Source organism: Paenalicyclobacillus ferrooxydans, from assembly GCF_001399675.1.
Lineage (GTDB): Bacteria > Bacillota > Bacilli > Alicyclobacillales > Alicyclobacillaceae > Alicyclobacillus_B > Alicyclobacillus_B ferrooxydans.
Map to the genome: position 1 here is coordinate 1 of NZ_LJCO01000046.1, position 20,805 is coordinate 20,805.

The 20,805-nt window shown below is 51.3% G+C and carries 19 protein-coding genes and 3 tRNA genes; 2 read left to right on the forward strand and 20 right to left on the reverse strand.

All coding sequences use genetic code 11. From position 1 onward, the window contains the following. Nucleotides 1-146: 146 nt before the first annotated feature. From sdhB to gltX, 9 genes are all read right to left on the reverse strand, one after another. Nucleotides 147-917: a succinate dehydrogenase iron-sulfur subunit gene (sdhB, locus tag AN477_RS10815; protein ID WP_054969180.1), complete on the reverse strand. Its 771-nt coding sequence runs from the start codon at nt 915-917 to the stop codon at nt 147-149. Then, nucleotides 914-2,671, reverse strand: a complete 1,758-nt coding sequence (gene sdhA / locus AN477_RS10820; RefSeq protein WP_054969181.1) for a succinate dehydrogenase flavoprotein subunit — start codon at nt 2,669-2,671, stop codon at nt 914-916. The genes sdhB and sdhA overlap by 4 nt, the downstream gene beginning before the upstream one ends. 13 nt (nt 2,672-2,684) lie before the next feature. Continuing rightward, nucleotides 2,685-3,308 (reverse strand): succinate dehydrogenase cytochrome b558 subunit, encoded by a 624-nt coding sequence (locus AN477_RS10825; RefSeq protein ID WP_054969182.1) that lies wholly within the window; start codon nt 3,306-3,308, stop codon nt 2,685-2,687. Nucleotides 3,309-3,527: 219 nt separating this feature from the next. After that, nucleotides 3,528-5,303, reverse strand: a complete 1,776-nt coding sequence (uvrC, locus tag AN477_RS10830) for an excinuclease ABC subunit UvrC (protein ID WP_054969183.1) — start codon at nt 5,301-5,303, stop codon at nt 3,528-3,530. Between the two features lie 59 nt (nt 5,304-5,362). Next, entirely contained in the window at nt 5,363-7,348 is a 1,986-nt protein-coding gene (locus AN477_RS10835) for an RNA polymerase sigma factor (protein ID WP_054969184.1), read from the reverse strand. Nucleotides 7,349-7,548: 200 nt separating this feature from the next. After that, a tRNA-Lys gene (locus tag AN477_RS10840) sits at nt 7,549-7,624 on the reverse strand. A gap of 3 nt (nt 7,625-7,627) precedes the next feature. Further along, a tRNA-Glu gene (locus AN477_RS10845) sits at nt 7,628-7,702 on the reverse strand. A gap of 2 nt (nt 7,703-7,704) precedes the next feature. Beyond that, nucleotides 7,705-7,778 (reverse strand) — tRNA-Gln (locus tag AN477_RS10850). 93 nt (nt 7,779-7,871) lie between these two features. Further along, a complete protein-coding gene (gene gltX / locus AN477_RS10855; RefSeq protein WP_054969185.1) occupies nt 7,872-9,380 on the reverse strand; it encodes a glutamate--tRNA ligase in 1,509 nt (502 codons plus the stop codon). A 131-nt stretch (nt 9,381-9,511) separates the two neighbouring features. Between gltX and AN477_RS10860 the strand changes: the two genes are divergently transcribed. Then, complete coding sequence (locus tag AN477_RS10860) at nt 9,512-9,868, forward strand: hypothetical protein (RefSeq protein ID WP_054969186.1); 357 nt, start codon at nt 9,512-9,514, stop codon at nt 9,866-9,868. A gap of 216 nt (nt 9,869-10,084) precedes the next feature. On the opposite strand, the gene hisC is transcribed toward AN477_RS10860, so the two are convergent. The 5 genes from hisC to AN477_RS10885 all read right to left on the reverse strand — a co-directional run bounded on the left by hisC (nt 10,085) and on the right by AN477_RS10885 (nt 13,658). Continuing rightward, nucleotides 10,085-11,194, reverse strand: a complete 1,110-nt coding sequence (gene hisC, locus AN477_RS10865; protein ID WP_054969187.1) for a histidinol-phosphate transaminase — start codon at nt 11,192-11,194, stop codon at nt 10,085-10,087. A gap of 160 nt (nt 11,195-11,354) precedes the next feature. Further along, nucleotides 11,355-11,969 (reverse strand): DUF502 domain-containing protein, encoded by a 615-nt coding sequence (locus AN477_RS10870; protein WP_054969188.1) that lies wholly within the window; start codon nt 11,967-11,969, stop codon nt 11,355-11,357. A gap of 14 nt (nt 11,970-11,983) precedes the next feature. Then, a complete protein-coding gene (gene cax / locus AN477_RS10875) occupies nt 11,984-13,054 on the reverse strand; it encodes a calcium/proton exchanger (protein WP_083486174.1) in 1,071 nt (356 codons plus the stop codon). A 25-nt stretch (nt 13,055-13,079) separates the two neighbouring features. Further along, nucleotides 13,080-13,343: a hypothetical protein gene (locus AN477_RS10880; RefSeq protein WP_054969190.1), complete on the reverse strand. Its 264-nt coding sequence runs from the start codon at nt 13,341-13,343 to the stop codon at nt 13,080-13,082. A 90-nt stretch (nt 13,344-13,433) separates the two neighbouring features. After that, nucleotides 13,434-13,658, reverse strand: a complete 225-nt coding sequence (locus tag AN477_RS10885) for a hypothetical protein (RefSeq protein ID WP_054969191.1) — start codon at nt 13,656-13,658, stop codon at nt 13,434-13,436. 316 nt (nt 13,659-13,974) lie between these two features. On the opposite strand from AN477_RS10885, the gene AN477_RS10890 reads away from it, so the two are divergent. Next, on the forward strand, nt 13,975-15,180 hold the full coding sequence (locus AN477_RS10890; RefSeq protein WP_054969192.1) for an LCP family protein: 1,206 nt from the start codon (nt 13,975-13,977) through the stop codon (nt 15,178-15,180). A 70-nt stretch (nt 15,181-15,250) separates the two neighbouring features. Here the strand turns inward: AN477_RS10890 and AN477_RS10895 are convergent, their stop codons facing one another. From AN477_RS10895 to AN477_RS10925, 6 genes are all read right to left on the reverse strand, one after another. Next, a complete protein-coding gene (locus tag AN477_RS10895) occupies nt 15,251-16,495 on the reverse strand; it encodes an Nramp family divalent metal transporter (protein ID WP_054969193.1) in 1,245 nt (414 codons plus the stop codon). A gap of 10 nt (nt 16,496-16,505) precedes the next feature. Then, nucleotides 16,506-17,819, reverse strand: a complete 1,314-nt coding sequence (locus tag AN477_RS10900; protein ID WP_211265997.1) for a magnesium transporter MgtE N-terminal domain-containing protein — start codon at nt 17,817-17,819, stop codon at nt 16,506-16,508. A 644-nt stretch (nt 17,820-18,463) separates the two neighbouring features. Then, nucleotides 18,464-18,868: a hypothetical protein gene (locus tag AN477_RS10910; RefSeq protein WP_054969195.1), complete on the reverse strand. Its 405-nt coding sequence runs from the start codon at nt 18,866-18,868 to the stop codon at nt 18,464-18,466. A 214-nt stretch (nt 18,869-19,082) separates the two neighbouring features. Beyond that, nucleotides 19,083-19,349, reverse strand: coding sequence for a hypothetical protein (locus AN477_RS10915; protein WP_054969196.1), 267 nt, complete (start codon nt 19,347-19,349; stop codon nt 19,083-19,085). Nucleotides 19,350-19,414: 65 nt separating this feature from the next. After that, on the reverse strand, nt 19,415-19,936 hold the full coding sequence (locus tag AN477_RS10920) for a D-glycero-alpha-D-manno-heptose-1,7-bisphosphate 7-phosphatase (RefSeq protein ID WP_054969197.1): 522 nt from the start codon (nt 19,934-19,936) through the stop codon (nt 19,415-19,417). Continuing rightward, nucleotides 19,933-20,805 carry an NAD(P)-dependent oxidoreductase gene (locus AN477_RS10925; RefSeq protein ID WP_054969198.1) on the reverse strand — a complete coding sequence of 291 codons (873 nt, stop codon included), beginning with the start codon at nt 20,803-20,805 and terminating at the stop codon, nt 19,933-19,935. Before AN477_RS10925 ends, AN477_RS10920 begins: the two co-directional genes overlap by 4 nt.

Here is a 20,805-nt window from a genome sequence, read left to right on the forward strand (position 1 = left end):
CCCCCAACCCCCAACCCCCATCCACCCATCCACCCAAGCCCTCGTCGAAAAGCAAAAAAAACAGCCGGGCATGCTGCCCGGCTGATCCACTTTCTCTTTTATATCCAATAGGAGTTGCTCTGTCTGCTCGCAAACTGGGATACTCCTTACTTGCGTAGCCAAGCTCCCATCGCATGATACGTGACCTGACGGTTCATCGCTGCAATCGACGTTGTGAGCGGAATACCCTTTGGGCAAACCTCGACGCAGTTCTGCGCATTGCCGCATTCGTGAATGCCGCCTTCGCCCATCAGGGCTTCGAGGCGCTCTTCGCGGTGCATCTTTCCAGTCGGATGTTCGTTGAATAGACGGGCTTGGGAGATAGCAAATGCGCCGACGAACGACGTGCGCTCATTGACATTCGGACAGGCTTCAACGCATGCTCCGCAGGTAAAGCAACGTGACAGCTCGTACGCCCATTGGCGATCTTTCTCCGCCATGCGTGGTCCTGGTCCCAGATCATAGGTCCCATCAATCGGCACCCATGCCTTGACCTTTTTCAACGCGTCAAACATACGGCTGCGGTCCACGACGAGATCGCGGATAACCGGAAACGTCCTTGCAGGACGCAGGCGAATCGGCTGTTCGAGTTGGTCAACCAGGGCGGTGCACGCCTGACGAGGCTTGCCGTTGATGACCATCATACACGCTCCGCAGATTTCCTCGAGGCAATTCATCTCCCACGTGACAGGAGCCACTGCTTTCCCGTTTTTATCTATTGGGTTGCGCTGAATCTCCATTAAGCAAGCAATCACGTTCATTCCATTCACGTACGGAACGACGAATTCCTGTGTGTATGGCTGACTGTTTGGATTGTCCTGACGCTCGATAATCAGATGGACCGTTTTCTTTGCAACTTCGACTGCTGTTGCACTCACGATACACTCGCCTCCTTAGCGACAGCATAGTTCCGCTTCCGTGGAGGAATCAGTGAGACGTCAACTTCTTCGTACTCGATTTTCGGACCTTCCGGTGTCCAAGATGCCTTTGTCGTCTTCAGGAACCGTTCGTCATCACGTTCCGGAAAATCTGGTTTATAGTGTGCCCCACGACTCTCATCGCGAAGCAACGCGCCGACCGTGATGGCTTCAGCCATTTGAAGCATGTTCCACAGGTGGCGCGTGAACTGTGCCATCTGGTTCTCCCAGCGTGACTTGTCCGCCATGCCGATGTTGTGGTAGCGGTCCATCAACTCTCGAATCTTAACCTGGGTCTCCTTCAAACGGTCGTTGTAACGGACGACAGTGACGTTGTCCGTCATCAACTTACCAAGCTCGCGGTGGAGCTGGTATGGGTTTTCGTTACCTTCCATGCGCAACAGCGCATCAAACTTTTCTTCTTCTTCCTTGACGCGGCCTTCATAAAGCGCGGCCGGGAGGTCGTCACAGGAACGCTTGACACCCTTGATGTAATTGACCGCATTCGGTCCCGCAATCATACCACCGTAAATGCAGGACAAGAGGGAGTTGGCTCCGAGACGGTTTGCCCCGTGGAATTGGAACTCCGCTTCGCCGGCAGCGAAGAGACCCGGGATATTGGTCATCTGGTTCATATCGACCCAGAGACCACCCATGCTGTAGTGCATGCCTGGGAAGATACGCATTGGAACTTTGCGCGGGTCATCACCAACGAACTTCTCGTAAATGTCTAAGATGTTGCCGAGTTTGACATTCAGCACATCCGCCGGCATATGAGACAGATCCAAATAGACCTGGTTCTCACCGTTGACTCCAAGGCCCATTTCCACGCAAACTTTGAAAATCGCTCGAGTCGCGACGTCACGCGGGACCAGGTTGCCGTATTCAGGGTACATCTCTTCGAGGAAGTACCACGGCTTTCCGTCCTTGTATGTCCAGACTCGTCCACCTTCGCCGCGAGCCGATTCGGACATCAAGCGAAGTTTGTCGTCGCCCGGAATCGCCGTCGGGTGAACCTGGATCATCTCAGGGTTTCCGTAATACACGCCTTGTTGATACAGGATCGATGCGGCCGATCCGGTGTTGATCATGGAATTTGTGCTCTTCCCGAAAATCATGCCGATGCCGCCGGTGCAAATGACAACCGCATCTGCACGGAACGATTTAATCTCCATGGAGCGGAGGTCCTGGGCAACAATGCCGCGACACACCCCGTCTTCATCTACGATGGCCCCGAGAAAATCCCAGCCTTCGTACTTTTGTACCAACCCCGACACCTCGTGGCGGCGGACCTGTTCATCTAACGCATAAAGCAATTGCTGACCTGTCGAAGCGCCTGCAAATGCCGTCCTGTGATGCTTTGTTCCACCGAAACGACGGAAGTCAAGGAGTCCTTCGGGTGTGCGGTTGAACATGACACCCATGCGATCAAGCAAGTGAATGATGCCAGGGGCTGCTTCACACATGCCTAGGACTTGTCGTTGGTTTGCAAGAAAGTCCCCACCGTAGATGGTGTCGTCAAAGTGCTCCCACGGTGAATCACCCTCACCCTTGGTGTTGACCGCGCCGTTAATGCCGCCTTGAGCACAGACTGAGTGTGAACGTTTGACTGGGACGAGTGAGAAAAGGTCAACCGAAGTTCCGGCTTCCGCAATTTTGATAGTGGTCATGAGACCGGCTAAGCCGCCTCCGACAACAATGATGCGTTGGCTCATGTGCGTTCCCTCCTCATGCCGCGTGTGTGAATGCGATTAGTGCGTCCACGCCAATGCCGGCCAAAGCAATAAAAACGATCATCGTAACGTACGCAGTCACACGCTGGGCTCTGGCACCCACCGTAATCCCCCAGTGGACGCAGAATGACCAGAGGCCATTGGAAAAGTGGAATGTAGCTGCTACAACACCGACGATCATGAACCAGAAATAGGCAGGATTGCTCACCAATTGGTGAACCATTTCGAATGTTGGTGCCTTACCGGAAAAACGAGTGGTCCACAGGTGGTAAATAATGAACACGAATGTGATGATGCCCGTGATGCGTTGGATCACAAACAACACATTGCGCGTCCAAGAGTACTGCCCCGCGTTATAACCCGATGTGAACGCAACATAAAGGCCGTATACACCGTGATAAATCAGAGGCAAGAAGATAAAAAAGAATTCGATGAAGTGTAGGAGCGGGATATGCTGAATGGTATCAACAGCATTGTTGTATGATACCGCCCCATTTGGTGTTGTCGCCATGGCGTTCGTGAACAAATGCTCCAGAAGAAACAATCCTACTGGAATCACGCCAGCCAAGGTGTGTAAACGGCGTAGCAAAAAATCTGAACTCTGCTGTGCTTGCGCCACGCGTCTGCCTCCCTTCGATATGCCACCTGCTCCGAATGAATTACATATGTAACGGCAGTCGTTGTCCGACTGCCATCCGAGTAGGGACTCGTTTTCCATTACAAATTGTAATGGTTGCATTTCACAGCGTCAAGAAAGGAAACTTGTAACACAAAAGAGCCGCAAGAGCGGCTCCGCTAGAAAGGATAGTTCATCCGGGTAGAATTGTCTATAGTATGTTTAAGCCTTGAGAGAAAGATGCTCCTGAATGGACTTTGCGAGGTTTTCACTGAGACCCAGGTCGCGGAACGCTTCAAGGTCAGCCTCTCGCATCGCTTTCAGAGACCCGAAGTGGCTCAATAGCTTTTTACGCCGGGCAGGGCCAATGCCGGGAATGTCGTCGAGGACGGACGCCAAGCCGGTCTTTTTACGTGTCTGCCGATGAAAGGTAATGGCGTATCTGTGCACTTCATCTTGAACGCGTTCAAGCAAATAGAAGGCTTGCGAATGTCGATCAATAGACACAGGTGTCCCCTCGTGCATGAAAAACAACTGACTGGTCTTGTGTCGTTGGTCCTTGGCAAGCCCGCAGACGGGTACATCGAGATCGAGCTCATTTTCAAGCACGTCGAGTACAGCCTCCAAATGTGCTTTCCCCCCGTCCACGACAACGAGGTCAGGCAATGGAAGTTTGTCGCGAAGAACACGCGTGTAGCGCCGACGTACGACTTCACGCATCGACTCGTAGTCATCAGGGCCCTTCACACCGTTAATCTTGTACTTACGGTATTCAGAACGGGCAGGTTGACCGTCGACAAACGAAATCATAGCAGCAACAGGGTCAGTCCCCTGTATATTGGAGTTATCAAACGCCTCAATACGAGACGGCGCAGGAATTCCAAGAATCTCGCCTAACTGAATCACAGCGCCAAGCGTCCTGTCCATATCCCGTTCCATCAATCGAAGCCGTTCGGTCAGAGCAAGCTTGGCGTTTTCATTCGCCAAATCGACGAGTTGACGTTTGAGTCCTCGTACGGGGTGCAAACACTTGGCCTGCAGCCACTCCTGCAAGGTTTGACTTTCGACGCCTGAGGGCAGCAACACTTCGCGTGGAACATCTGCATGCTGATAATAAAACTGCTCGACATATGACATGAAGTCTTCAGCAGGTTCGCCATAGTGCCGCATGACATTGACGGAACGCTCAATCAGTTTGCCGCCCCTGACATAGAACACCTGGATGCACAGAAGTCCCTTGTTGGCCGCAAATCCGAATACATCTCGGTCGATATCGTCCGTGACAGTGACCTTCTGCTGCTCCATGACGCGTTCGATGTGGTGGATCAAATCTCGCAGCTCTTTGGCCCGTTCGAAATTCAGCCGTTCAGCTTCCTGCTCCATCTGGACCTGCAACTGCTTGACGATTTCCTTATGTCCGCCGCTGAGAAAATGTGAAATTTCCGCAACAATTTCATCGTAGGTCTCCTGTTGCACCGTAAACTCACAGGGCGCCAAGCACTGTCCGATATGGTAATACAAGCAAACCTTCTTTTTCAGCTTTTTGCACTTGCGAAGTGGATAGAGACGCTCGAGCAGTTTTTTCGTCTCACTGGCTGACGTTGCGTTCGGGTATGGCCCAAAATACTTCGCCTTGTCCTTCTTCACTTTTCTTACAATTTCAATTTTCGGGTGAACCTCGTGTGTAATCTTGATATATGGATAAGCCTTATCATCCCGCAGCATGATGTTGTACTGAGGAGTGTGTTGTTTAATCAGATTGCACTCGAGCACAAGAGCTTCAACCACCGTGTCTGTGACGATGTACTCGAAGTCCTGAATATTTGATACGAGCAGTTGTGTTTTTCGGTCATGCGAGCCCGTAAAGTATGACCGCACACGATTTTTCAGCACCTTCGCTTTACCAACATAGATAATGCGGCCGCTTCGGTCTTTCATCATATAGACACCTGGCTGAGCAGGAAGTAAGGATAACTTATTTTTCAACGTCTCATTCATGCAGTCACCCCCTTTTGGGCCACTTTAGCAATCCTATGATGCGATGATTATGGCAGGGATCACTTTACGGACGCAACCACCAGTTGCAGTTGTTTCTGCGTGTCCTGAATCCACGCCACGTGATTGCCGTACCCTCCAAACCAGGCTACCGGTTGCGCTAGATTCAGCGCTGGGGACTGAGCCGCTGTGTCTCCTGTCAGAGGGGACATAAGCACCTGCCATTTAGTGTAAACCGTTGTTCCTACTCCTTGGTTCGGTGTGGTCTCTGCCCACCAGAAATCCGCAGTGTTTCCCGCAAGGGCATAGTGAGCCTGACCGTCCACAGGCGGACCCACAAATCGAGTCAGGTCACCATTCCAGGACATCAGATACCACGTCGTATTGGGTGCATTGGCATCAGAGGGCTGCCCTGCAATGCCCATAAACATAATTCCCGATGAGAACACTGATGGGTCTTGCATGAGACCAAACGGGGCTGGAACTTGAGTTGGCGTTCCCAAGGCGTGCAGGGGTTCTGTACCGGATAACTGGTAGACCTCAACAGGAAGTCCAACCACGCTCTGACCCGAACTCAGGGAGCTTGACGTGCCTCCATTCGAACGTCCGCCCGTACCGTTCCTGTTCCCCGTCCCAGATTTTGCGGACGTGCCGGAGTGGACAGTCGATTCCCCTGGCGGTTGTGTCAGTGAGTTCGTTACTGCTCGCTGAATGATGACACGACCATCTCCAACTGCGGAGACAAAGATCTGAGCCGAACCCGTGGCAGTCGAGCTGCCAAACGTCTTAACAAGGTTTGACTGTCCAGTTGGGAGGTACAACAGGTATAACTGGCCCACTGTCGCTCTTGACTGATCCGACATCCAATTCACCGAAGCGACCGCCCAGTGACCGGTTACGTCAAATCGCCACCCGACGACTTTCCAGTCAGCTGAAGCCCCAGTGCCCTTGCCTGTAGACCGAACGATCGGCGGAACCATGTCAATGGCAGCCACCGGCGCCTTTGTCACTGTCGTGAAATCTTGCCCCTTATCCGCATAGGTCAAGTAGCGAACTTGAATCGAGGGCCACGCATCCACAGACTCTTCCAGCTTCGGGAGATACATGCCTGATCCGGTCAACACAACGTGATCAAGGGACGAAGCCTCTGGTAAGCTCGTCAACTTAAACTGCGCATCTGTTGAGACAGGCAAGCCGGCTAACGCGCTTGGCAGCCCCGTTAAGGTCCCGCTCACGGAAGCTGCGGTCGGAGCTGCAGTGCGCGGCGGGAGTATCCCGCGCACGCCGACGTCCACCGCGAGCAGTGAAGCGAGGCCAGTCAACACAGCAGCATAAGTGAGCCACCTCGGCCCACGATGTCGCCGCTCTGCTTTCATCTCTTGGATTGTTGCTGCAACGATCTTACGGATGCGAGAATACAGTGCTTCAGAGACGCGAAGGTCGGCTGTACATTCCGATAATCTATCATAGACCGACATTAGATCGGATAACTGCACCTGTTTTGGTGCTTGCTCGGCCATCGCAGGATCTATTTCCACAACCGCCGACCGCAGCCGTGACTGCACGACTCGTCGTGGGAGCAAGAGTATTCGGGTGATATCTGCCAGATCAAGTCCAGCGACGGTCGCCAGAAGCAGGGGAATTCGCAAGTCTGCTGGAAGTCGTCGAATGCGATCTGCGATGTGTAGAGCATCTCCGCTGCATGTTCCGGCTTTCAGTTCTTGAGATGGCACTGCCGACGTGTCAGCTCTGACTTCAGCATCGTCGTTTGACGCCCCCGGTGCTGGTTTGTTTTGCGTGATTTGAAACTCGTCACTTCGACAAGCGGTAACAACGCCGCCAAACACAGCATTCTTGTCTGTCAGATACACGTGCGAAATATCCATCCTTCGATAGGTCTGAGCGAAGGAGCGTACAGTTAAACGCTCAGCTTGTTCCATCGAGTTCGTGTACAAAAACGCGTAACGAAGCACGTGTTCTGCATACGTATCAACCCAGGTTGCAATTGTACGGAATCTCTTATCGTCGGTCCGCTGCGTGTGATCCAAGCCTGTCCCTCCGCTGATATGTCGACACTCATCGTTAACTCTATAATCGTTAACTCTATATTAGAAGACAACCACACAAATCGAAACCTCTTCGTTGCAAATGACGTGAATTGTTTTCGATCCGATGCTTAGTTCACCACAGCTACATCGTAAAACACAAAGAGACGGCTTCACCACGAAGCCGTCTCTTTGTTTCACCTTGGTGGGTCATGAAGGAATCGAACCTTCAACCTGCCGATTAAGAGTCGGATGCTCTGCCAATTGAGCTAATGACCCAAATGGTGACCCTACGGGGATTCGAACCCCGATTACCGCCGTGAGAGGGCGGCGTCCTAACCATTAGACGATAGGGCCGCTGGCTGCCGAACTAGGATTCGAACCTAGACTAACTGATTCAGAGTCAGTCGTGCTACCATTACACCATTCGGCATCCCACTGACAATAGGTGATTATACAGGCCAAACAGCTGATTGTCAACGCCTCTTCCCCACCTATTATCAGCAAACACATTATTGTTGTCTGTTTACTTGGTCGTTTCCAGGGCAAAGGCACCCGCTTCGATTTTTCCTGCAGTTTCCCGCAGACGTGCCTGACAAACTTCTCGGCCGAGGAGCGCCATCACATCGAACAACCCCGGCCCAATTGTCACGCCAGTAAGAGCAAGACGTGATGGATGAATCAGTTCCCCGGTCTTCAGCCCCAGTTCATGAATCAACTTGCGGTACACTTCTTCAATCCGAGGTACGATGAACGGATGAACATCCCCAAGCACATCTGCCGCCGTACGCAAATGTGTCGACACATCTTGTCTCGAGAAGTGTTTCCGGACTCCCTTTATATCGAAGTCACGAACCCTATCAAAGTAACAGTTCAAACTCGCCACAAGTTCTTCAAAGGACTTGGACCTTTCTTGCATTGCTCCAGCAAGGGTGCGAACCCAAGTCAATTGCTCTCTCGTCATGGCTTCATGAACCCACCCGCGTGCTTCCAGCAAAGGCCAGATGGAGTCCAATAGGACGTCGAGTGACATATGGCGCAGGTAATGTGCATTTAACCATTCCAACTTTTTGATGTCGTAGACTGCCGCGTGCCTGGCAACCCGCTCCAAATCAAACACCGACACTGCTTCGTCGCGCGTCAGGAGCTCTTTGTCATCCCCTGGTGAAAAGCCGAGCAACAACAGATAGTTAACGAGCGCCTCCGGCAGTATGCCTTGCTGGCGATATTCCTCAACACTCGTGGCACCATGTCTCTTGCTGAGCTTGCTTCTATCCGGTGCAAGAATCATCGGCACATGCGCAAACAGCGGCACAGGAAAGCCGAGGGCTGTAAAAAGCGCCACATGCCTCGGCGTATTCGAAAGGTGTTCCTCAGCGCGAATGACATGGGTAATCGCCATCAGCGCATCGTCGACGCAACTGGCAAAATGATAGGTCGGCGTGTCGTCAGCCTTCCATACAATAAAATCATCGAGCTCAGTATTTTGGAATTCTACATCACCCCGAATGATATCGTGAACGACAGTTGTTCCTGCGGTCGGGGACTGAATGCGATAGGCAGGACGCTCTCCTCGTTCAATCCGGGCACGGCGCTCGTCGTTTGATAGATGCCTGCAACGTCCGGAATACCGCGGGGTCTCCCCTCGTTTCTGTGCATCTTCTCTTTGTGCCGCCAGCTCCTCTTGCGTGCAGAAACACGGATACACCTTGTCTTCTGCAATCAACCTCTCTAATTGTGCCCGATAGATGTGCTGGCGTTCTGACTGGCGGTACGGTCCATACGGACCGCCGATTTCTGGTCCTTCATCCCAGTCGATGTTCAGCCAGCGAAAACTCTCCAAAATTTGCCGATACGAGTCCTCTGTAGATCGCTGTTTATCTGTGTCGTCAATCCTGAGCACAAACACGCCCTGATGCTTTCGTGCAAAGAGCCAGTTAAAATACGCCGTCCGCGCACCGCCAATATGTAAAGAGCCGGTTGGACTCGGTGCGAAGCGCACACGAACCGGTGACTGCACCACTTTATCTGCCATAAGAAATTCTCCCTTCTTGGGACATTTTATCTATCTATGCCTCCGCCCTCAAGGGTCGATAGGGATAGCACGCACAACTCTGTCGAACAATACACCTGCAGTGACTCAACCTGACATGGAGGTGAGCGCCAATGTCATCCGAATCAGACAACCGAAACCACGACATATCCGACACAGGAGGCGAGCACGGTATCTCCAGTGTCAATTCTGGCGGTTATGACCCTGGTCCCATTACTGACGATGGAGAGAACGCTGAGCTTTCATATGTAAAAGCTGCACGCAGCGACATCCTGTTCGAGGAATTCCCCGACGGACCCTATGGTTCGCCGCGGAACGAAAAGCTCGGAAAGTCGACCCCGTGGCAAAAAGGGGATCGAGCGATGTCCGCCTATCGCGATCAGAACCCGGTCGACTCTGACCGAAAAACACCACCAGATGAACCCTCTGCAAATGGCGCACCGCGAGGGACAATTGAAGGTCAAAACTAACCCCATACCCCTGCAGGTGAACCGGTTATCTCTTCATAATGACACTTGTCCTCACATCAAAATCGACGACAGACAACAACACCACAGAGGACTGCCTGGGGATGCCTGGCAGTCCTCTGTTTGATGTCGAATCCCTTTGTGATTTCTAATGACTAGTGGTCTCTCGCGCGCGTTCGCTGCCCCGGACGACGAGTTTAACGTTTATGCAGTTTCCGTTCAGACGCTGGCAAACTCCTTGAGGACAGAACCCAGTTCATTTAGGCAGAACTCGTTTTCCTCCAGGGTTCCGAACGTGATGCGTACATACTCAGCAAGTCCCGCGAAACCTGCCCGTACCATGACACCTCGTTCCATTAGTCGCCTAGTGGTCTCTACACCATCTCCCGTTCGGAGCAATACAAAGTTTGCTTCTGTCGGAATCGCGACTAGACCCTCTACGTCAGCAAAACGCGAGAACTGCTCGCGGCTTGCCTGCACTAACTGACGGGACGCTTCGACGTGTGCCGAGTCCTTCAGTGCCGCTGCGGCTGCCCGCTGGGCAACGCGGTTGACGTTAAATGGTTCCCGCACCCTGTGCACGTATCCCCACAAATCCGCGCTCGCGAGTCCGTAGCCGACACGAAGCCCCGCCAGTCCGTACATCTTCGAAAATGTGTGTAAGGCGACAACACGTGGGTCAGACAGCAACTCAGCGTTATCAACGACCCGGTCTCGGCGTTCAGTGAAGTCGTTGTACGCAAGGTCAACAACCACAATGACATGTTCCGGCAGTTGACGAAGCAACCATAATGCATCGGAGTGTCTTAGATATGTCCCTGTCGGATTATTCGGTGAACACAGGTACAATAACTTGGTGCGCGGTGTCACTGCCTCAGCGAGGGCCTTCACGTCGTATTCAAACCCAGGACCGAGTGGAACCTCTTTGACTTGTGCCTGCATAATGAACGCACCAAACTGGTACTGGGAAAACGAAGGTGCGGGTACAACAACCTCGTCGCCTGGATTCAGAAACGTCTCAGAAATGAGCTTGATGATGTCATCCGACCCGTTCCCGACCAGCACCTGACTGGCGTCTACGCTGTGAAACCCTGCAATCTCATCACGAAGAAACTGACTTCCTCCGTCCGGATAGTGGTGCAACTGTCCCAACTCACGCTGAATGGCTTCAAGTGCAAGCGGTGATGGACCCAGTGCGTTCTCATTCGCGTTCAGTTTGATGACACGTTTTAATCCGTATCGGCGTCTTAACTCATCATCTGTAAGTCCCGGAACGTATGGCTGAATACGGTCAATACCAGGACGAACCTGATTTTGAAATGTGGTCACGACCTTCCCCCCCCGGGCTTCACGTTCCCTGCTCAACTCTGCTTCACCATACCAGGACGAATGTCCCATTGGCGGTACAACTATACCGTGGATTCTACCATAATCAGGAGGGGGCAACAATGGGCAGACACACCAACTTCCTTCACACAACCTGCACGACTTATGAGTCGGAGGATTGATCTTTTACCTTCGCGTTCCGACCATTTCCAAGACCAGCCGAGAGCGAGAACTTGATGGCCTCCTCGACCGTAAGGCCGCACGGACGAACCTGATCTCTGCGTACAATCGCCGTGATGCCCGCAAATTGAAACGCATTTGGAATGTAAACGGCGATGTGGTCCCCATCGGGATCGACTTGTGGAGACAAGTTCTCGGTAGTCACAAAGCCGAGCATCAACGCCCGGTCGTCTGGCCACGCCACCAAGACAGTCTGTCGAAATCCGCGCCGGTGCCCGAGAAGGTTGTTCACAATCTCCTTAAACATCGAATACAAGGATTTGACGATGGGAATTCGTTCAAACAACGCGTCCATCATCACAAACAGTTGGTGGCTTATGTACAACTTCGTGAGAAAACCGACCAAAGTAATGGCGATAACCACCAGCAAAAATCCCGCACCAGGCAGATTCGCCCCTACAAGATGATCAAACTCCGGGCCAAACCAGCTGTCGACAATGTTGAAAACGGATACAACAACCCAAATGACGAGAGCAAACGGCAGAACCGTAACGAGCCCAATTCCGAAATGCTTAGCAATCTGCCGTAAGAACGCCATGTACTCCCCTCCCTTTACGTTAAACCCTTCAACATGAAAAACCCGACAGCCATCACAAAATACGCTCCTAATGCAAGCGCGCCTTCGAGCCAATTGGACTCCCCATCCAGCATTAACACCACAACGAGCAAGACGGCTGCGCCCATGCTCATCAACTCTGGCCAAGAAAACAAAAGTGACATTGGTTGCCCGATCGCGTAACTCACGAGCAGCAGCACGGGGGCAACAAACATTGCCACTTGAAGCGTACTGCCAACCGCGATTTCCGTCGACAGTTCCATCTTGTTTTTCCATGCCATCCAAACCGCCGAGGCGTGTTCCGCAGCGTTACCAACAATGGCAATCACAATCACGCCCATAAAGACGTCCGACCAACCTAGCCGATGACCGACGACCTTCACCGCCCCCACCAGCCATTCACTCTCGAAAGCAACCATCACGGTTGTAATCACTAAAGACACAACAGCAACCCATAAGCTGAGTGGGGGTTGTTCGTGCCCTTCGCCTGCATCGTGAACCGTTTCAAACAGATACCGGTGTGTATACAGGGAGAATAACAGCCCGGACAAGTACAACACCAGAGCCACAACAGCTGCAACAAAGGAGACTACCTTTCCCACGGACGGATCCGTTTTAGCCGATGCTGCAAACGCCGCCGGCAAAACAAATGTGACTCCGACACTCAACCACAACATCGCAGATTGACTCCGGGCTGCCTTCACATTGAAACGCTGAATCGGGTGCCGAATGCCACCAATGAGAAAACTGATACCAAGGACAAACAACAGGTTGCCGAGAATCGAGCCCGTTATGGACGCTTTAACCAGAGTCTGTAATCCCTCTCGCAGCGCGATGATTCCGATAATGAGTTCAACGGCATTTCCAAATGTGGCGGATAGCAATCCTCCCACGCGCGGACCTGCGTAAATCGCCAAGGTTTCAGTTGCTTGACCCATCCACCCGGCCACTGGGATAATGGCGATGCCCGTAAGAAAAAAAGAAAAGACGGGCGGTAAATGAGTCAAATCACCCACGAGGCTGCCGGCGAAGAAGACGACACTTAAAGGAACAAACCATTTCAGCAACCTGCAACCCTCCATGACTTAGGGTCTACCGCGTAAACAAGGAGTACCCACGTTTGCGCAGACTTCGAACAGCATACCCAGACAAGAGAGCTCCAATCAGCCCAACGAAGAACAATATCCACTCCGGCCATGTCATCCTGGCAGCGGCTCTGATCATCAGGTAGATTGAAAATACGATATATATCACAGGAGAAACCCATCCTCGTCGGAAAACCATGTTAATCGCAACACCGAACCCGAACGTTGCAACAATCGCAAGGATATCTAACAGCAGCCAGAATGTAACCACCCGTCTTCTCCTCCTCAAACTGCACAAGGCCATAGAAAACAATTGCAAACTACCCTGCTGCCAAATACGCTGGAGAGTTAATTTGCTTCATTAATACTGCTTCCACTCATCAGGGTCGTGAACTTCCGGGGATTTCATCCGCCGCAGCCAACGAGATATATAGCGAACACCAAGCACTAAAGCACAGATTACAATCAACCCAATTGCAATCCATCTCGCCGGAGCCCAGTGCCAGTGTGTGTACACCCAACTCCCCACAGACCATGCTCCAATGGCAAAAGCAGCGAACATCCAATCTGGGAGCAATTGATTCATAACACGCCTCCTACGGTCGGACTGTTCAGCCGTTATCATTACCTGTCTACATCCGTATCATTATACCATTCGGTACGAACGCTGTCCTTGCGACCATTTTCGTTCCATATTCGATTAGATGCAAAATTCCACTAGATGCCGAATTCGACGAGCCGCGCCTTAGATTCTCGTAGATGCCGATTACGCTTTCGATAGAATTGGAAGACATGTACAATCAATGCGTATTCGACTGAATGTGACAGGATTCCACATTGCATCGTATAGTGTCCAATTTTGGAGGAACACTAACGGGACAGTGCTACAGGAGTTGAGCTGTTTGGCAGGACGACACGCACGTAAGCAATCACCCGAATCAATGAGGTTAAAACGGCACAAAGCGGTTCGGATTGGCATCCCCACTACTCTAGGCGCCCTTCTCATTCTCGGGGGGGCCGCTTACTACCGGCTGAATCGACCGCTCACACATGACGTTCAATATCCCGCATACACCACACCATCCAACACAACAACGAATGCCATAACGACACCCGTCGCACCACCGGAGCCCAGTCGGCAGACGGTCCTGGTGATTGGTACAGATACCCGTCCTGGTGAGACCGGTGGAAACACTGACGTCCTGATTTTAGCCAGTATCGATCCAAAGAACAAGCGCATTGAGTTACTCTCCGTCCCTCGCGACACAAAAGTCACGTACCCAAACGGTTCGTCTGCAAAGATCAACGAGGGACTGATGCTCGGTGGACCCACGCTGACTAAGTCCGTGGTTTCACAATTAACCGGGCAGCACATTGACAATTATGCACTTACGCACTTTGGCGGTTTAGTCCAAATCATCAATACAATCGGTGGAATCACCCTGAATGTGCCGGAACGTATGTACTATAATACAGGCGATACGGAATACAACATCATTAACTTGCACCCTGGTGTTCAGACTTTAAATGGTGCTCAGGCACTCGGCTTTGTACGGTTTCGACACGATGCACTCGGCGATATTGGTCGTACCCAACGGCAGCAGGAGTTTTTGCAAGCTTTGTCGGACAAACTGTTGCAGCCGCAAAACATCACGAAACTCCCCACGCTTGTGAGAGAGTTCTGGGGCACGATGGATACAGATATGTCCACGCTGAACGTCTTGCAGTTGGCAGCAAACGCCAACACGTACCGCGGATATCAAATTATCCACGAAACTCTCCCAGGATCTTTTCACAATCCTGACCCAAAAATCAGAAACGACGTAAGTTATTGGATTGTAAACCCGCTCGAAGCAAAATACATGGCAACGCAGTTCTTCGAGAACGGACTGATTCAAAAAAACCCCGTCCAAGACCCGAGTGTCACCGAGAACTGGAAAACGCCGTCAGAACCTGCAAATAAAAGAGTAAATGGTTTGGATAATGGAACCACTAACGGAAACAGCTTCCCATCGGATCCAAAAACACAATCTGCACCCACGGCAGATATAAACGAAGGAAAAAGAGCGAGTATCGGTTGGCAGAAGACCACTGATGCCCGCTCTTGATAGCCGCTCTGGTCAGAATTCTCAAGAGCTCGTCCACGTGCCTGGAACAAACCGGCAATGACCAGTTACCCTACAGAGAAAGGCCAATCAGAACCAGTGACAGCGATACCAATACCACGATGGTGGCCCACCCTATGACGTTCATCCAACGTTTGTTCGTGTACTTACCCATGATTTCTCGGTTGTTCACCAACAACATCATGCTGATCAGAACCACTGGCAACAAAATTCCGTTTACTTGTTGAGACCAAAGTGTAATCGTGATGAGCGGTGCGTGGGGAATGAGGATGATCCCTGCACCAAGAGCCAAAATGACCGTGTATAGTATGTAAAATTGTGGTGCTTCTTTCCACTTCCGTTCAATACCTGCTTCGAATCCAAATGCCTCGCAGACGTAAAAAGCCGTCGCTACAGGCAATATCGTCGCTGAAAACACAGATGCGACAAAGAGTCCGACTGCGAAAATCTGTGATGCCATTGCACCAGCCAGGGGCTTGAGCGCCATTGCGGCGTCCTTGGCATCATGAATAGGGGTTCCATGCCCATGCACAAATAAAGTCGAGCCACATGCAACCATGATAAAAAACGCCACTGCAACGGTTGCAACACAACCGACGACGACGTCAATGAGCGTGTATTTGTAGTCCTCAATCCGAAGTTTTTTCTCGATGACAGCCGATTGCATGTAGAATTGCATCCACGGTGCAATGGTCGTACCGACCAGGCCAATGACTAAGGAAACAGAATTCAGCGTCACAGGAAAGTGCGGATGCACCGTTGCGCTCCCTATGGCACCCCACTGTGGTTTTCCAGCAATAGCTGAGACCACATAGGACAGCAAGGCAGCACTAAAAACAAGAAAGATTTTTTCCGCAACTCCATATGAACCCTTGACGACGAGCAACCATACGGCAAACGCCACAATGGGAATTGAAATATACTTGCTGACGTGGAAAATTTGCATGCTTCCGGCCACGCCAGCAAATTCCGTCATTGTATTGCCAACATCAGCAACCAGTAATCCCACGAAGATGAAAAACGTAATTTTCACTCCGGCGTTCTCCCGAATGAGATCAGCCAGCCCTTTTCCGGTGACAATTCCCATGCGCGCATTCATTTCTTGAACGATTAACAAAACAAAAAACGAGGGAATTAACGTCCAGATCAAGTTGTAGCCATAAGTCGCACCTGCAACGGAGTACGTTGTAATGCCTCCGGCATCGTTGTCCACGCTGCCGGTAATAATACCGGGTCCGACCAGCGCAAAAAAGAACAAGATCCGTCCGATGAACGATCGACGCGTCAATGATGACATAACTTCCCCCCTAGAACCGACCTTTGCGCGTCCGTCTCAAAGTGTGCATCACGTCGTTGACGGTAACCACCCCAACCAACTGTTGCGTTTTATCCACCACCGGCACCGCGAGAAGGTTGTATTTGTCGACAATGTCAAAAAGAACGTCAGTATCGTCTGTGTCGTGCACAAAAATGATGTTTTGATTCGTAAAGCTGCCTAACGTCGCTGTTGGTTCTGCAATAATTAAGTCTCTCAAGGAAACGGTCCCAATCAATCGGTTTGAGTTATCGACGACATAGAGGTAGTACACTCTATCCCCATCCGGTTTCAATTGGCGTAAGGATGAGATTACCTCCTGCGCCTCTACAGTTTCGGAGAAGCACAGGTGGTCGGTTGTCATGATACTCCCAACACTGTCCTCATCATATTGTAGAAGGGTCTGAATCGCATCCGATGATTCCTGATGCATAGCATCAAGGATTTCGCTGGCTCGGGCATTCTCCAATTCGTCAAGAATGTCTGCAGCCTCGTCGGATGGGAGTTTTTCCAGGATGGCTGCAGCTTCGCGGACGGTCATCTGTTCTAAGACAGCGACTTGTGCTTCAGACTCTAATTCTTCTAGAACATTTAATTTGGTTTCTTCATCTAAGGACGTAAACATGTCAAGTTGGGACTTCATATCTAAGTCCTCTAGGATGTCAGCCAAGTCCGAGGGATGCATTGTGGCCAGTTTTGTCAAATCCTTAGACAATCGAATGTCGCGTTGACCAAAGTGAACGGTCTCTATCTCATCCCACAACAACAGATTTGAGGGAATGGACACATCGAACGGCTGCAGCATTCGTTTCACCGGTTTGGCCACGCCCAACCGGCGTAACAGACCTTCAATGCCGACGTCGACTGCGACTACGAATGTTCCTCCGGACAGCATTGCCAAACGTACGTCATTCACTCGAACCAGTTTGCGGCCGTCGATGTCAATGAGCTGTTTGTCCAAAACATGCTTCTTCAGCATAAACGTGCCATCCATTTGCAAGATGACCGGCGAAACATTCTTACACGTGATTCGATATTGAGCGTTCACCTTCTCAATCGTCACAGCATCAAATCCGATTTGCATCGAGTCGTGTCCACGACCAACTTGAACGGCGATGACCTTTGGACGCAGGGCATTTGCGTCCACGACCAAATCCTGCAGTCGCCCAACAGATCTTCCGTTCTCGTCATAGACGCGATTGTGAAGAAGGCGGCTCAGATAAAAGGTGAATATCATCAAGTCTCTCAGCTCTTCCTTGAACTGTCGTCTGACACGAGCCCATGAACCCGCAGTGAACTGGTACAATCACGACTCCAGTCATAAACCGTTCCGATGTCTGGTTACCATTGTTCCACACAAGCAGAGAATTAATTGTAACAAAGGCCTTTAGGGACATACAAATCCCAAGACAGTTGTCGGCATATTTTATACTAGGTACGGATGAAGTGTGTCTTTCGGCGTAGTCGTTGTCAAGTAGCATGACTAATGCAAACCAGTATGAGCCAGGAACTCTCGTTGTTAAGGGGAGTCTGGAACAAATGCAAGGTTCCGTTTATGTTTGAAGAAACATACGTTTCGGGGCATGCAAATCGAATAGGTGGTCTGAACACCGTACTGGTTTTCGACAAAAATACGGTCCTCAGCTATCTCTAGTAAATACAAGTGATTCTGTGTGAGGAAGTCGTGAATCGCATCCTCTCGGCTATCCATAACCATCTCACCATAAATCGTAGTCTCATAGGGGGCAGTAAGTCCGTCAATGATTGAAAAGCGATAGACGGCCACCGGTTCTTAGGTCTCCACACGAAGGATAGACATCGGTAATTTTCCCAACACGGAACGCATCCGCCCCTCCCTGTTCACGAAGCAAGACACGACGTATTATGCCTGAACTGCGTGTTTCTATGCGCTTTGTCAGGGACCACGAAGGATCCGTCTGGTTGCTGCACTCAAGACAAACATGTCTGCAACAGCTGTCTCTCGCTTTCCTTCAGGTGTACATAAACATACCCGCCATCAATCGCTGACCAAGCCGCAACGTTGACATTGGTATCCGTCAATTCGTCTGGATTCGGCGACGCGACGAGGATGATGTCCGTGCCACCGATAATCGAATTCAGAACTTTTGCATCTCTCCTCGTGTCAAACGTTAAGTTCACCGCTCTGGGGTGATGGAAGCCTTCTTCTGTAATCCACACGGTAAGATGACATCTGCCGGCATGTGAGTCATGTTTGACATCAATTGATGTTCGAATGTGTTCAAACAGAGGATTCATCGCTGACACTTCCATCACTCCAAATATCGCAAATAGTTCGCGGTTACCCTCACGAACGAGTTTCATCGAGAATGCCATATTTTCAATCTCCTCTGAATGCGCCCTTGTGCTGACAAGCGTGGGTCTAACAGAAGGACTGCCCAAACTTCTAAATAGTTCACTGAGCGGCCAATGTTTTGATGTTGAACGCATCCATGCGGACGAATGAACGAGGAGGAATGCATCTGTCTGAAGCATCTGTCTGAAGCGCCTGCGTCAGGGGATATACGACAGTTTCGAGGAGCCATGTGGATTACCACCAAAATCCCTGAAAATCTTGCATCGACCAGGCGTCTATCCACTCAGGAGACACGCTAGGAACCGGATAATAGGGGGAAAGTACCGGGTATGCAGACCAGAACCATCCCGGGGCATCCGGATCGGGATGCGACGCCCCGTCTGTCCGATGGATCAGATACCCGGTGTGCTTGGAAGACCCTCCTTGCGGCACGAAATCCAGTACAGTTACGCGGCGCAGACACCAATCCCAGAGTTGGTCTAGATCTCCATCAACTCGCATCGCAAAAATCCCCCTTGTCAATGTCAGACTGGGGCCGTATTCGACCTGATGTATCTTATGAAACCCTACTCTGATGGTGAGTCTGCCTGCAGAATCCAATCCACCACACCCGTCAACGTGGTTGTTTGATAGTCCGCTGACGTGGGTGCAGTACCAATAAATACGGTTTTCATGCCAACACGCTTTCCAGCTTCAATGTCGGTCTCACGGTCTCCAACCATATAACTGTCCGCGAAAGAAAATCCCCAGTGGTCCTGAAGCCTGACCAACATTCCAGGATTGGGTTTACGGCAATCACACCCCGCATCGGGGGCGTGCGTACAAGCCGCTATTTCGTCAACACGAGACCCTTCACTGTTCAGCTTTTTCAGCATGGTCCGGTGAATATCGACAAGCCCTTGTTCCGACAGATATCCGAGACCGACTCCGCCCTGGTTGGTAGCAATGCACACGAGATATCCGGCATCGTTTAAACGTCGGATTGACGCTGCGGCATCGGGAAACAGGATGAGTTGTTCTGGGAGGTTGACAGGCTTTTTGTTGTTGTTAATGACCCCGTCCCGATCAAAAACAACGGCTCTCTTCACGCTTCACTCCCCGCAAGTCTTGACGTCTCCCGAAATACGCCTGCCATGTCCTGCTCCGCAAGGTCATTCGCAAGAGCAGACAGGTAGACCTGCAGTGTGTTCGACAGTGTCGGCGTTGCAGCGGAAATCGAGCGTGCGAATTGGCTGGTAAGCCCCATGTCCTTTGCCATGTGTTTGAGTGCAAACGACTGTGGGAACTCATTGTCACGCCACATCGGCGTTTTCGCAGCCAAGATGGGGGCCCACATTCCTGTTTGCTTTAAAACTTCCAGATATTTCATACGATCTAGACCGGACTTGTCAGCGATGGCCATGCATTCGCTGACTGCCTCCACGACCGTACCGAGATAAGCATTGACGAGTAACTTCATACCTGCCCCACTGCTGACAGGACCTAAATAAAACGCCTCTTTACCCATGGCTAGGAACAAAGGCTTGAGCCGTTCGTACGTGCTCTCCATCCCACCTACCATGAACACCAATGTTCCGTCTCGAGCCGGCCCAACCGATCCCGACACCGGAGCATCAACCCACTCCAGCCCCAAGTCAGCCAAACGGAGCGCGAAGTTTTTCGTTTCCTCGACCCCAATCGTGCTCATGTTTACTACAACTGTACCCCGGTCTACTTGAGCAGCAACGTTGCCGCTCCCAAACAGCACATCTTCCACCGCTGCGCCGTCCGATACCATGATACATACCACAGTTGCGCCCTCAACTGTCGTTGCGACGGAATCTGCCACCTTTGCAGCACCTACGTCCGGCAATTTTGGCGTTCGATTATATGCGGTAACGTGAAAGCCCTTCTCGGCAGCGTTTCGAGCCATCGGTACGCCCATGGTACCAAGACCAATCCAAGCAATTTTCTCCAC

What these genes read in the sequence shown, in the direction of transcription:
- AN477_RS10895 (WP_054969193.1), bottom strand. Translation starts at nt 16,495, where the DNA reads ATGTCATCATTGACGCGTCGATCGTTCATCGGACGGATCTTGTTCTTT.
- sdhA (WP_054969181.1), bottom strand. Translation starts at nt 2,671, where the DNA reads ATGAGCCAACGCATCATTGTTGTCGGAGGCGGCTTAGCCGGTCTCATG.
- AN477_RS10885 (WP_054969191.1), bottom strand. Translation starts at nt 13,658, where the DNA reads ATGAATCAATTGCTCCCAGATTGGATGTTCGCTGCTTTTGCCATTGGA.
- AN477_RS10860 (WP_054969186.1), top strand. Translation starts at nt 9,512, where the DNA reads ATGTCATCCGAATCAGACAACCGAAACCACGACATATCCGACACAGGA.
- AN477_RS10910 (WP_054969195.1), bottom strand. Translation starts at nt 18,868, where the DNA reads ATGGCATTCTCGATGAAACTCGTTCGTGAGGGTAACCGCGAACTATTT.
- gltX (WP_054969185.1), bottom strand. Translation starts at nt 9,380, where the DNA reads ATGGCAGATAAAGTGGTGCAGTCACCGGTTCGTGTGCGCTTCGCACCG.
- uvrC (WP_054969183.1), bottom strand. Translation starts at nt 5,303, where the DNA reads ATGAATGAGACGTTGAAAAATAAGTTATCCTTACTTCCTGCTCAGCCA.
- AN477_RS10870 (WP_054969188.1), bottom strand. Translation starts at nt 11,969, where the DNA reads ATGGCGTTCTTACGGCAGATTGCTAAGCATTTCGGAATTGGGCTCGTT.
- AN477_RS10915 (WP_054969196.1), bottom strand. Translation starts at nt 19,349, where the DNA reads ATGCGAGTTGATGGAGATCTAGACCAACTCTGGGATTGGTGTCTGCGC.